Below are 13,801 nucleotides of genomic sequence, written 5' to 3' on the forward strand. Positions count from 1 at the left end.
AGTGTGATGCTCTCCTTGAATCAATGTTGAGCAGTTAACCGCTTTTATGTGTCTCATTTTATTGAGCATGGTAAACTGCTTGGGTCTAGGTATATTGTAACGAGTTTTTAATGAATGTGACCAGAAATAGCTTCCCATACGGCGAATCAATTCAATGGTTTTCTCCAGAAGCCGCAGCTAACCTCCCTATCACGCCACTAAAAAATTGGTTACTTGCTAAAGGCAGTTTAACTGAAAAACTTAAAAAACACTGCGACAGCTTTAAAGTTACCGTATTGGGTGAGCACTTATTATCACCCTTACCCCATGAAGTACCACAACAAACTGAGCCATTTTGGGTAAGAGAAGTACTATTAAGCTTAGACGGCACTCCTTGGGTATTTGCACGCACCTTAATTCCGCAAACATTGCTCAACAATCATCAATACGACTTTCTACACTTAGGCGATAAACCCTTAGGTGAACTGTTATTTACCAGTAACGACATTGTTCCGGGTAAAATTGAAGTCGCAGCATTTGATACCTGCGGGCAACTAGCGGCTTTGGCCACCAGCTTATCTCAACCGGTATTAGATAAACTTTGGGGACGTCGCCGTTATTTTCATATCGGCAGCCAAGACATAATCGTGAGCGAAATATTTTTACCGAAAGCGGTCGAGAACATAAAGAAATACCGCTTGGTTTAAGTGGTAAGTGTTAAATGGTGATGAATGATGTCGTTATGAATGGCTTAGCGATTAATAACTTAATGATGACTGATTTAGTGATAAAAGCTTTTATCACCGAGGGAATGATAAATGCTTGCTTGAGTGACTGAGTGGAGACAAGCGCAAACACTCTCGTGCTTTAAAACCGCCACGAAAACGAGGCTTTACCCAATCGAAATTTCCCATTCAATTTGTACCATGAGCGCCTTGCACAATGACAAGCTCTTGCAACGTACTTTCTATAAGCGTGATACTTTTACTGACAACTTCAGTATTGCCTTGCTCATCGATGGCCATTAAAGAAACTCGATACTTCCCCTCTACTGCATAGATATGACTTGGGTTTTGCAGTGTACTAGATGCACCATCACCGAATTGCCAGCGATAAGTTAATTTACTGGATTGCTGCTTTGATTTATTGGCAAAACTAACACTTAACCCTTCACTACTCGCATCAAAATTGATTATTGCGGGTATCGTATCGGTTGGTGATGAAGCTAATCCTGTATTCATCACGCAGCAAATAATCACCGCAATATTAATAAAACCCTTTGATAAATATAACACTTTACTCATCAATAAACTCCTTCGACTTATTTCCAGCAATATCGACAAAGGCTTATTAAAGGGCATAATCTGGTGACTTGTTATTTATTAGTGATTATTAACGATAATTAAACAATCAAGAGTGAATATTCGGCTAATCGAATGAAAAATAATAAAAAAAGCGACCTTGCGGTCGCCTTTAATGGTGAGGTTTACAACAAAACGTATTATTCTAGTTTTCAAACTCCACGTATCACTAGTGTATATAAGTCGTTATTGGCTAACGGGGTTCAAGTAATTTGAAATACCATCCAAAAACATTTGCACAGAAATCATCACTAGCACCATCCCCATTAGACGCTCAACGGCTGTTAAACCTTTTTCACCCAGTACTCGCGTGAACACTTTATAAAACATTAAAATAACCGCGCTAACACCCCACGCCGAAACCAACGCAATAGTCCAATCAGTCATTCGGCTACTATCTGTATGAGCCAATAGTATCAGTGCAGCTAAAATTGAAGGCCCAGCCATAAGCGGAATGGCCATTGGCACAATAAACGGTTCTTCACCTGCCGCAAGCCCTGCCACGCCGCCAGGTTGTGGGAAGATCATTTTAATAGCAATAAGAAATAAAATAATGCCACCCGCAATGCTGACCGACTCTGAGCGCAAATTCAGAAAGTTCAGAATGGATTCACCGGCAAATAAAAATAACAACATAATAATGAGTGCAAAGATAAGTTCGCGCATTAGCACCATACGACGTTTTTTGGGGTCAATATGCCGCAATATTGAAGCAAAAATGGGTAGGTTCCCTAATGGGTCCATAATCAAAAACAACATTACCGCAGCAGAAAAAGTATCCATAAGTTACAAAGTTTTTATCAATCAATAACAATGCACTATATTGTATACGTAAATATCTTTTTTAGGTGAACTAACACGCGCTTTATTTTATGTTTTCAGATTAGTTTTTCTAAGGTGTAATCATGGCGTAAATCAGGCTGATTTCAACATTAGAAATTTACATCATTTACAGCAGTATCTTTGACTACACAACCTAACAAAAATGTTATACTGCGGCGTTTTTGTTGAATGACTTTTTGGATCACATGCTTTATTTATTCGCCAGTTGCATAGCCTTACTTTTTGGCCCTTTGTTCTATCGTTACTTTTCTTCAGGTAGCGGATTACAAAAAGGGTTAGATGGCTTTATTTTCGTCTCTTTAGGCGGCCTTGTGCTAGTGCATATTCTGCCAGAGCTGCTAGAGCATGGTGGGTTTATTACCTTATTGTTTGTCATCCTCGGTTTATGGGGGCCTACAGCAAGTGAACGGGTTTTTCATCGCTATTCTGACCTCACCCACAACATCACCTTAATTTTAGGTATTGGTGGATTATTGTTGCACACCATTACCGATGGCGGCGCCATGGTGATATCGCAACAAGATAACTCTCCCATATTGGCACTAGGCATTATTTTACACCGCTTACCTGTAGGTTTAGCCATTTGGTGGTTACTTAAGCCTCAAGTCGGCACTCTCTGGGCAAGTGTTGTGTTAGTCACCATGATGGCCTTAACGGCTGTCGGATATTTTGCTGGAGAGCAACTGATTCACCAATTAAGTATTGAAAATACGGTTTACTTACAAGCTTTTGTAACCGGCTCAATTCTGCATGTAGTATTGCATCAACCTCATGGTGAGCATGAAACCGACAAACAAGGTAAGTATCAATATCAAGCTGGCATAGGCAGTTTATTGGGCTTAGGGTTATTAGCCTTGCTATTACTTATGGATACAGGTGGGCATGCTCATGCGCATCATGATCACGCCCATGGTGTTGAGCAGTTTGTTGGTTGGTTACTAACTATCTCTCCGATATTACTTTTAAGTTATGTACTCGCCGCAATTCGATTTAAATTAGGGTTACAACCACAACATCCAAACCTTGCACTACGCTGGCTTCAACGACTTATAGGCCCAGAGTCTTTAATTATCACGCTAGCTTTACTTGGCCCTTGGTTTGCACTTTATCAGGTTATTGGTATTGCCATTATTGCCGGCCTATTAACGTGGAATAACACTAAATTAACTGACCCACATACCAATATGCCTGAGTCTGCTGCTCGCTTTGGTTTTGCTCATCTTGTTGATAGAAGTGCCCCGTGGATTATATTTAGTTTATTATTGGCGAACCTCATTGGTCACCCATCAGTCCCTCTTGAAAACCCAGCATTACAAGTATTGATATTATTGCTAGTGTTCATTCCAATGCGATTTTGTAACTTAGGTGCTGCGGTATTAGCACTGGCATTATTTTATAGTGGCTGGAATCAAGTGGCTGTGGCATTCAGTTTACTTGCAGCTCCGGTCATCAATATTTCACAGTTAAAGCTCATGTCTTGGCAGCAAGGATTAATATTAGGTGGAGTATTATTAATGGCATTTATTGTGGCGGATTTAGTTCCCCTCACGTCTAGCTATACTCTTCAGTTGCCTGAATCGGTAAATTATATCGGGTTAGCTATGATTAGTTTATTGTTTGGTTCAAGTTTACTGCGCTTAGGTCCACGTAAATTTTTAAGCCGCATGATAACCTTAGAATCTGAGCACAAGCATGACCATGGGCATCATCACCATTAGTTTGTAACAACGCAAATAGGGTGTAGCACAAAACATAGGATGAGTTTATGTGTATTTTATTTATTGCAATAAATCAGCACCCTAAATATCCGCTCATTATTTGCGCCAACCGGGACGAGTTTCATCATAGGGCTACCCAGCCCGCACACTTTTGGCTTGATAATGTTAATTTACTCGCAGGTAAAGACTTACAAGCAGGCGGCACATGGTTAGGCGTTAATCGGGCAGGACAATTCGCCGGTATCACTAACCTTCGCCTACCCAATGAAACCGATGGTGTACGCTCTAGAGGTGAATTAGTCACCAAATCACTGACCTCAAATTTGATTACCCCTGAATGGCTTCATAAAAACGCTGAAAACTACAATCCGTTTAACCTCATATTTGAACATAATCAGACTTTGCAGTGCTTCAATAGTCATAGCAAAGTAACCCAGCCGTTAGATAACGGATTTCATGCTATTTGCAACGGTAATATGGATGATATTTGGCCTAAGATGGCATTAGGGCAACAGTTAATTCAACAGTACATTTCTAATGCTGTTGATATAGATGTTTCTCAATTAAATACTTTCATGCAAGACGCCTCTATACCTGACGACCCGTTATTACCCAATACAGGATTAGAGTTAGAATGGGAACGTAACTTGTCGGCCATTTTTATCAAGCACCCACAATACGGTACACGTTCCACTAGTATTATTCTAAAAAACCATCATGGCCAAATCGACTTTTATGAGTCTCGGTTTGATGGTAAAGCAAGACACTTAGGCCAGCAGCACTTTCAAATTCCAGCAAGTGTCTAATAGAAATCCCTCTCAATATTGCAACGGCTGTCACGTACAATTATCAAATTTACAACCTAGATCAAGGTTATTTAACGCTTTTGACTGCATAATTCGTCTATTGCTAATTTACCATCGGAGTACACGTCTTGGAGCAGCCCACAAAAATAAGTTGGGATCAGTCAATGATCGAGAAATATAACTACAGCGGTCCTCGTTATACGTCTTATCCGACAGCATTAGAGTTTGATGATACTTTCACTGAGCAAAACTTGTTATCAGCTATCGAGGGCAGCAAAAGCGATCGACTTTCTCTTTATGTTCATATCCCGTTTTGTGCAAAACTTTGTTACTACTGCGGATGTAATAAAGTTATTACTCGTCACTCTCACAAAGCCGATCAATACATTGAATACTTAGCAGCGGAAATTATTAAACGCGCGCCGTTATTCAAGCATTACACAGTGACCCAAATGCACTGGGGTGGTGGCACGCCAACCTTCTTGCAACCAGAGCAAATTTTACATTTGACCTCATTAATCAAACAACACTTCAACTTTGCAGATGAAGGTGAGTTTTCTATTGAGGTAGACCCTCGCGAAATTGAACTCAGCATGCTTGATACCTTAAAAGAAGCTGGCTTTAACCGTGTATCAATTGGGGTACAAGATTTTAATAAGGACGTTCAAGTTGCCGTGAATCGCGAGCAAGATGAGCAGTTTATCTTTGACTTTATCGCCAAGGCTAAAGAGTTAGGCTTTGTATCAACTAACGTAGATTTAATTTACGGCTTACCACTGCAAACGCCTGAAACATTTGCCCAAACTATTGAACGTATTATTGAGTTATCTCCTGATCGTTTATCAGTATTTAACTATGCGCATTTACCCTCTCGTTTTGCGGCACAACGCAAAATTAAAGATGCTGACATGCCATCACCACAGCAAAAATTAGATATGCTGCATCAAACTATTGAAACCTTAACCGGTGCTGGTTATCAATTCATTGGCATGGATCACTTTGCTAAACCTGATGATGAACTGGCTAAATTACAACGTGCCGGAAAATTACACCGAAACTTCCAAGGTTATACCACCCAAGAAGAATGTGACTTATTAGGGTTAGGCGTTTCGTCAATTAGCCAAATTGGTGACTGCTATGCTCAAAACCAAAAAGATATTCGACCATACTATGAAGCGATTGATGAAAAAGGTCATGCTTTATGGAAAGGCTGTAGCTTAAATGAAGATGATGAAATTCGTCGTGCAGTGATTAAACAAATCATTTGTCACTTTGACCTTGATATGGCCAAAATTGACCAGAAGTTTAATATTGTTTTTGAAGATTATTTCGCTGAAGATTTAGCCTTACTACAAACCTTCTTAGACGATAAGTTAGTGGATATTACTGATAGAAGATTAACCATTAGCCCAACAGGCCACCTGTTAATCCGTAATATTTGTATGTGCTTCGATGTGTATTATCGCCAAAAAGCCAGACAACAACAGTTCTCAAGAGTAATCTAGTGATTACAGATAAAGTAAAAAGCCAGCATTTGCTGGCTTTTTTGTTTAACTATAATTCAATTATCCACGCTTTTTGGCATAAAGCGCTTTACGTGCAGAATCAGATAAAAACGCCATTTCAACGCCATTTTTTTGCACTTGGCTTATTTGCTCATTAGTCAACTTAAGTTCGGACTGAGCAATTTGATATTCGTGTTGAATATCAATGGCACTTACCCCAGGGTCATCGGTATTCAAGCCAATTAAAATATCGGCGGCTAAAAATTGCTTAAACGGATGAGTATCGTAGTCTGCAACGGTTGAAGTATGTAAGTTACTGGTTGGACACGACTCAATACCAATTTTATTTTTAGCGAGGTACTCCATCAATTTTGGATCACGAATCGCATTCACACCATGACCAATACGTGTGGCACCTAATACTTCAATCGCTTGCCACATACTTTCAGGGCCAGCCGCTTCACCAGCATGAGCAGTAATGGCTAAACCAGCATCACGTACTCGTTTAAAGTGCTCAGTAAATAAGTCTCCAGGGAAGCCGAGTTCATCGCCCGCTAAATCCATACCGACTAATTTATCTTTATGAGCCAGTAAGCCTTCAAGTTCTAAACGGCATTTTTCTTGGCCAAATGAACGCGACATAATGCCAATAAGATTAATATCAATATCATGCTCTTTAGTGCCAGCATTCACGCCATCAATCACCGCTTCTACAACACCTTCAATAGGTAAGTGATGATTCATCGCCATGTAATAAGGACTAAAACGTAATTCGGCATAGTCTAGCCCTGAAACTTTTGCATCAACGACATTTTCGTAGGCAACACGTTTAACTGCATCGAGATCAGCAAGAACTGCAACCATCCAATCAAGCTTTTTCAAGAAAGCAACTAGACTACTTTCTTTCCCCTGAACTTGTACAAATGGCGCTAATGATTCTAGAGAGTCCGCAGGCAAAGCTATACCATGCTGTTGACCTAACTCCCAAATAGTCTGAACACGTACATTTCCATCTAAGTGTCGATGTAAATCCACTAACGGAATGGTTGAATCAATCATATTTATCCCTTTTCTGTTGCCCGCCAGTGAGCTGTAATAATCGTCGGCGTTTGAATGATATTAACACAAAATAACAAACATACCGTTCTTAAAATAACATAAAGATACTAATTTTATTCATTCAAGCAACCAATCATGCCTGATTTTAATAAAAAAATACGGCATACTGACTAAAAAATCCCTTAGAAAATAAAAGGAACCTTGTCATGCGAGCTTTGCTCTTACCTACTCTGATTGCCATTAGCATAACGGGCTGTAGTTTAAACACCACAGTAACAGATGCACAACGATATGCTTATGATGCAAAAAAGCCAAAGCCCACTTCCATTGCAGATACAAAAAAAACCGTTGAAGAAATTAAGCCGATAGCCCACAACTTACAAACAATAATAGACAAAGATTGGGCGCAAAAGCTGGCTTATTCTCCTGAACTCGCCGCAAGTTTAGGTAATCAACAAGCCGCTGGACAGTTAGCTGATTTATCTCCTGAATCATTAGCAGAGCAAAACTTTAAAACCCAACAACTACTTAACGCTTTAAAACAGCTCGATAAAAGTCAGTTTTCAGTAGATGACCAAATCAATGCAAAAATACTGCAAGATCAGCTACAAAATACACTCGATATGTATCGTTTTAAAGATCATTATCTGCCTATTACCGCTGAAAGCGGCTTTCATGCCTATATCGCCAGTATTGCCAAAATCCCCTTGAGAACAACAGCTGATTACCAGAACTATTTAGCCAAACTTAACGCATTGCCAACCTACTTTGGCCAGCAAACATTTTGGTTAAAACAAGGCTTAGCTGCAGGAATTACCCCAGCTAAAGTAACCTTAACGGGTTTTGAAGACAGTATTAGTGCTTTTATCGTTCCAGTGGAGCAAAGTGGCTATTTTGCGCCTTTCACCCAATATCCTGAACATTTTACCCAAGCCCAAAAACAACAGCTTACAGCACAGGGAAAACAAATTATTGCAGATAAAGTAATACCCTTGTATCAAGCGTTTTATGACTTTATGACTGAAGAGTATATTCCCAACGCTCGCGAACAAATTGCCGCTTCAGCACTGCCAGATGGCGATGCCTTTTATCAAAACAGAGTTGAGTATTACACCACTTTACCCATGACAGCTGAAGAAGTGCATCAGTTAGGCTTAAAAGAAGTGGCTAGAATTAGAAATGAAATGCAGCAAATCATTGAAGATTTAGGCTTTGAAGGTTCATTTGCTGATTTCTTACAATTCCTACGTACCGATCCACAGTTTTACCCCCAAACGGCAGAAGAGCTTTTAAAGGAAGCTTCTTATATTGCTAAAAAAGCCGATGCTATGCTGCCCAAATACTTTGGTAAGCTCCCAAGAACCCCATACGGCATTGCACCTGTTCCGGCAGAAATCGCCCCTAAATACACCACAGGTAGATATTCTGGCTCAAATAGAGATGACCAACCGGGTTATTATTGGGTCAATACCTACGCACTTGATAAGCGCCCCTTATATGCGCTTGAAGCGCTAACGTTACATGAAGCGGTCCCTGGGCATCACTTACAAAGTTCACTCACAAAAGAGCTAACCACTTTACCTAACTTTAGACGATACAGTTATATCTCTGCATTTGGAGAAGGTTGGGGATTGTATTCTGAATATTTAGGATTAGAGGCTGGGTTTTACCAAGACCCATACAGTAACTTTGGCCGCTTAACCTATGAAATGTGGAGAGCGGCAAGGTTGGTGGTCGATACAGGCATGCACGCCAAAGGTTGGAGTAGACAGCAAGCCATTGACTTTATGGCCAGCAATACCGCTTTATCAATGCATAATGTCAACACGGAAATAGACCGCTATATTTCATGGCCAGGACAAGCGTTATCATACAAAATTGGTGAACTCACCATAAAGCGATTACGCGCCAAAGCTGAGGAGGCATTAGGTGAAAAATTTGATATCAGAAAATTCCACGATAAAGTGTTAGAAAATGGCTCTGTTCCCATGCCTATACTAGAACAAATAATAGACACCTATATAAACCAAGAGTTAAGCTAACTCATGCATAGCCCCGCTATAAACGCGGGGTTAAACCTCGATTCACTCTTGGCCGACGTTGAATTAATAAAATAACCCCATTGGATTCTATGATTTATAAAAAGTTCTCTTCTGAAAAACAATTAAACACACCAGAACAGCAACGTTTTTGGCAAGCCGTTAGCCAAACACATTTCACCACTGGTGACGGGCTAAAAATAGCTTACTGCCAGATCATTAATCCTGACTCAAACCAAGCCATTGTCATCAGTAACGGTAGAGTCGAGACTTATTTAAAGTATCAAGAACTGATATTTGATTTATTCCAACAAGGTTTTAGCGTTTATGCATTAGACCATCGGGGGCAAGGGCTTTCTGACAGGTTAACCGTCAATAGCCACCAAGGTCATGTGATGAAATTTACAGACTATGTAGATGACTTTGAACATTTTATTGATGAGATCGTCAAACCAAATCAACATGATTCGGTGTCATTAGTGGCCCACTCTATGGGCGGTGCAATTGCCACACATTACCTTGCCAAACATCCACAGTATTTTGATTGCGCTGTGATGTCTGCACCCATGTTCGGCATTTTACTTCCCTTCAATGTGAATATTGTAAAATGGTTAGCCAAAAAATTAGATAAAACTACCGTAAGCACAACAGGTAAAGTAACCAGTAACTATGTGTTGGGTGGCACCGATTACCAAGTAGAGCCTTTTATTAGTAATCATTTAACTCACAGCAAACTAAGGTATGAGCACTTTCGGGAAATCTACAAGAAGGAAGCTCAAGTTCAATTAGGCTCACCCACTAATCGTTGGTTAATTGAAGCAATAGCCGCGGCAGAGCAAAGTGTTCATTATGCTAAAAATACGCAAACCCCAATGCTAATTTTGCAAGCAAGTGACGATGAAATTGTAGTAAATCAAGCGCATGACCAAGCCTTAAGCACAAAATGTCATAAAGTGATTATAGAAGGTGCCTACCATGAGGTATTTATTGAAAGTGATAAACTAAGAGACAAAGCATTGAGCCATTTAATTAACTTTATTAAACAACACTCAACGGCAATGGCGACTTAACCAGTTGCACTAAATCTTCTTGGCTTAGCGGTCGAGAAAAAAGGTAACCTTGATACCCGCTACATTTAGCATGAATCAAATGATTCAACTGAGATTTAGTTTCAACTTGTTTCGCAATCACACTGTAATTAAGACGACTCGCTAATTCGACAATGGCACACAATAATGTTTGCCTATTATTGTCAAATTGTGCTTCTTCAATATAACTACCAGCTAATTTAACCTGAGAGAATCTAACGCCTTGTAATTGATGTAACGCACACTGGCCTGCACCAAAATTATCTAATGCAACATGAAAACCAGCGTGTTGTAACGCATTTATTTTTGACTTTACAGCATCCTGATTGACATAAAATATATCTTCATTTAGCTCAAATTGAATTTTACTAGGTAAAATATTCAACGATTCAACTTTGTTTAATACCGTGTTTAAGAAGTGCTCTTGATGAAAATGTCGGGAAGATATATTAATCGACATAATAGGGGTATCAACATCTGAAGCAGCGAGTTGTAATAACACATGGCATACTTTATCAATAATCCATAACTCTAACTCAAAAATATAATCTGATGATTCAGCAGCAGCGATGAACTTTTTAGGGCTAATAAAACCGTGCTGTTCATGGCACCATCGAGGTAAAACTTCAACGCTGATAAGGTTACCGCTTTTATCCACTACCGGTTGATAAACTAATTGAATTTGATCCTGAGATGCCGCTAGCGCTAACTCATGATTAAGCTTAAAAGGTTGAATGCTATTTTCATCCGTCTTCGGATCAAAAATGGCACAGCCATTAAACTTAGCCTCTTTAGCAAGTTCTAGCGCATTATCGGCTCTTGCTAATAAAGTTTGCGGAGTTAATGACTCTCCCCCATCACAAAGAACCACACCAACACGTGCAGAAATTAAAATATGCTGTTCTGCAATATCAACACTTTTACCAATAAGCTGACGAACCTCACTCGCTAGTGCTAGCGCCCTTTTATTAGCATGAGTTAATTCATTACCCAAACTTTTGGCAAACATGATAAATTCATCAGTTCCTAAACGAGCGACAAGCCCAGATGAAGAAAATGCCCCCGACAATCTTGCCGCTATCTTCATCAACAGCCTATCACAACACTCTTGACCCAATGCATCACTCACAAGTTTATAATTATCTAAGTTGATAATTAAAATGGCAGAATACTGATTAACCTTTCGACTAAACACCTGCAAATCATAAAGAGAGTCTGCTAGCGTATCTCGGCTCATTAAATCTGTAATAGATACTTGGGCATGGTCATTTTCAGTCTCAAAATGCTGATTCTTAACATCAACCGAAACATCTGTAATACTGCCAATAATACGAACGGGATTACCAAGCTCATCCCACTCAACTATTTTGCCTTTATCCAATACCCAAACGTAATGACCATCTTTATGACGTAAACGGTGAACGCTTTCATATTCCTCCGTCTCACCATCAATACATTGTTGAAGGGTATTCAAAACATCTGCTTTTTCTTCACGATGTAAACAAGATTCCCAAATCGAATAAACACTATCTAACTCATATGACTGATAGCCTAAAATCTCTTTCCAGCGATCTGAAACAAATACATCACCGTTGGATAAATTCCAATCCCAGAGGCCATTTTTCAACCCCTCAACACTAAACAGCCAGCGCTGCTCCGCATCATTTAACCTTTTTTGATTACGTTTAAGTTTGTTACTCACTTGAGCTAAATAATCACGAAGCTTAGTAATTTCAGCAGCAAAGCAATAAATACCTGCATGAAAATCTGCATCATCGATATGTTTAGCAACCAAACTTAACCGGTTAATTGGTAACAACCAGAACCAGTAAAGCACAACACAGAAAAGCACTAAAATTATCACCCCGATACCAGAAACCTTATACAACTTAGCTAATAATAACTTTGATGCCTTAGACATGAGGTGTGATATATCATATTCAAAATAGATTAATTCTAGCGAGGGAGAGTAAGCAAAGTGCTGTTCTGAAATGGGGTAATACCCCTGGATAGATAATCGTTCAAAGTTGATAGAAATTTGAGGTTCACTGGACTCAACAACAAATTTATGAACCTCATCAGAATAACCTTCCAAAACATTCATAGCATCACTATTTTGCCAAATAATATGATTGGCAAAATGAATCGATTTACTTGAATCTAATATGACGTAAGCCATCATATTCATATCAGTGGAAATCAATGCTAATTCTTTTTGAATTCTGTCGTAATCCTGCTCTTTAACTGCAGACTCTACAACATATCGCATTCGAAAAAGGTCTTTGCGGAACTGTTGAACTTTTTGTTCAGCAAGTTGCTGTTTCAACTCGATTGAGTCGTAATAATATCCACCAAATGCCATCGCTAAGTAAATAGAGATTAAGCAGAAAGGAATAATAAAAATGAGAGACAAATTGCGAAAAAAATTCAAAATAAACTCAAACTATGACCGTAAACTATATGCTAGCGGTAAACGTAATACCAAGTAAAGCAAATAGTTTTCAGACTATAAGGTTCATTTAAGTGAAAAAGACCAAACAAATAGAAATAAATAAGCTTCTAAAATCAGATAAACAAGTCCCCGCTAAATGTTTGCCTTAAACGCTCATTTATACCAATCACGATTAGTAAGTGATCATAATTAGCGTAGGAAAAATACTTGAGAACAAGGCAGATTTTTTCGGTAAGTAGTTATTCTACAACAAAAAATCTAACGCTGTTATCGAGTATTTTAACAAGTTAGGGTGAGTAATTATGTATCAAGCTTGGTATTAGTAAAGTTTAGCTACTTCATTCCGGTAACGCTCAACCAGCCTGATACTGACAGTACTCAAACCGCGCCATTCCAGCAGTACAGACCCTGTGTCATTACGACAATACTAAACCCACATTATTTCGGCTGTGCTTTTGGGGCGGGATCTGCATTAAGCAACAGCTGATCCTCGATAACAGATCTCGAGGATGACGAATTTTGAAATGCCCCAAACGAAAAAAGCCCATAGCGCTCGAGGATGACGAATTAGGAACATTAAACCCCGCCGTATGATCACAGCAACGCTCATATCAACCGTTAACTCTTAAAGCAGCTTATCATCATTAGGCTACATTCAACCCCATCATTCTGACAACACAAAGCCAACATCATTACGAAAGCACTCAAGCCTCACCATTGTGACAACACTCAAGCCACGTCATTACGGCGCACTCAACCAACGTCATTCCGGCGACGCCTTTGGGCCGGAATCTGCATTAAGCAACAGCAGATCCTCGATAACAGATCTCGAGGATGACGAATGGTGAAATGACCCAAACGAAAAAAGCCCACAGCGTTAGCTGTGGGCTTTCATCTTAATGTTGGCGGAGCGGACGGGACTCGAACCCGCGACCCCCGGCGTGACAGGCC

10 protein-coding genes are annotated in these 13,801 nt (G+C 39.6%); 6 read left to right on the plus strand and 4 right to left on the minus strand.

Translation table 11 applies throughout. From position 1 onward, the window contains the following. Positions 1-110: 110 nt before the first annotated feature. Positions 111-686, plus strand: a complete 576-nt coding sequence (locus L2672_RS16410) for a chorismate--pyruvate lyase family protein (RefSeq protein WP_248996929.1) — start codon at positions 111-113, stop codon at positions 684-686. A 207-nt stretch (positions 687-893) separates the two neighbouring features. Here L2672_RS16410 and L2672_RS16415 read toward each other — a convergent pair whose 3' ends face one another. Both L2672_RS16415 and L2672_RS16420 read right to left on the minus strand, forming a co-directional pair. Beyond that, on the minus strand, positions 894-1,283 hold the full coding sequence (locus tag L2672_RS16415; protein WP_248996930.1) for a PKD domain-containing protein: 390 nt from the start codon (positions 1,281-1,283) through the stop codon (positions 894-896). A 243-nt stretch (positions 1,284-1,526) separates the two neighbouring features. Beyond that, positions 1,527-2,123, minus strand: a complete 597-nt coding sequence (locus L2672_RS16420) for a YhgN family NAAT transporter (protein WP_248996931.1) — start codon at positions 2,121-2,123, stop codon at positions 1,527-1,529. A 245-nt stretch (positions 2,124-2,368) separates the two neighbouring features. Between L2672_RS16420 and L2672_RS16425 the strand changes: the two genes are divergently transcribed. The 3 genes from L2672_RS16425 to hemN all read left to right on the plus strand — a co-directional run bounded on the left by L2672_RS16425 (position 2,369) and on the right by hemN (position 6,212). Beyond that, the gene (locus tag L2672_RS16425; RefSeq protein ID WP_248996932.1) at positions 2,369-3,901 is read left to right on the plus strand and encodes a metal transporter; all 1,533 of its coding nucleotides are present in this window, start codon (positions 2,369-2,371) and stop codon (positions 3,899-3,901) included. Between the two features lie 47 nt (positions 3,902-3,948). Beyond that, positions 3,949-4,707, plus strand: coding sequence for an NRDE family protein (locus L2672_RS16430; RefSeq protein ID WP_248996933.1), 759 nt, complete (start codon positions 3,949-3,951; stop codon positions 4,705-4,707). A 128-nt stretch (positions 4,708-4,835) separates the two neighbouring features. Then, a complete protein-coding gene (gene hemN, locus L2672_RS16435) occupies positions 4,836-6,212 on the plus strand; it encodes an oxygen-independent coproporphyrinogen III oxidase (RefSeq protein ID WP_275975079.1) in 1,377 nt (458 codons plus the stop codon). Positions 6,213-6,272: 60 nt separating this feature from the next. On the opposite strand, the gene add is transcribed toward hemN, so the two are convergent. Further along, complete coding sequence (add, locus tag L2672_RS16440; RefSeq protein ID WP_248996935.1) at positions 6,273-7,271, minus strand: adenosine deaminase; 999 nt, start codon at positions 7,269-7,271, stop codon at positions 6,273-6,275. A gap of 206 nt (positions 7,272-7,477) precedes the next feature. Here add and L2672_RS16445 point away from each other — a divergent pair, with 206 nt between their 5' ends. Next, positions 7,478-9,313: a DUF885 domain-containing protein gene (locus L2672_RS16445; protein ID WP_248996936.1), complete on the plus strand. Its 1,836-nt coding sequence runs from the start codon at positions 7,478-7,480 to the stop codon at positions 9,311-9,313. Between the two features lie 89 nt (positions 9,314-9,402). Then, entirely contained in the window at positions 9,403-10,380 is a 978-nt protein-coding gene (locus tag L2672_RS16450) for an alpha/beta fold hydrolase (protein ID WP_248996937.1), read from the plus strand. Here the strand turns inward: L2672_RS16450 and L2672_RS16455 are convergent. Next, positions 10,349-12,829, minus strand: coding sequence for a bifunctional diguanylate cyclase/phosphodiesterase (locus L2672_RS16455; protein ID WP_248996938.1), 2,481 nt, complete (start codon positions 12,827-12,829; stop codon positions 10,349-10,351). The two genes, L2672_RS16450 and L2672_RS16455, sit on opposite strands and share 32 nt — an antisense overlap. Positions 12,830-13,801 lie beyond the last annotated feature (972 nt).

The organism is Shewanella gaetbuli, from assembly GCF_023284065.1.
In the GTDB taxonomy this organism is placed as follows: domain Bacteria; phylum Pseudomonadota; class Gammaproteobacteria; order Enterobacterales; family Shewanellaceae; genus Shewanella; species Shewanella gaetbuli.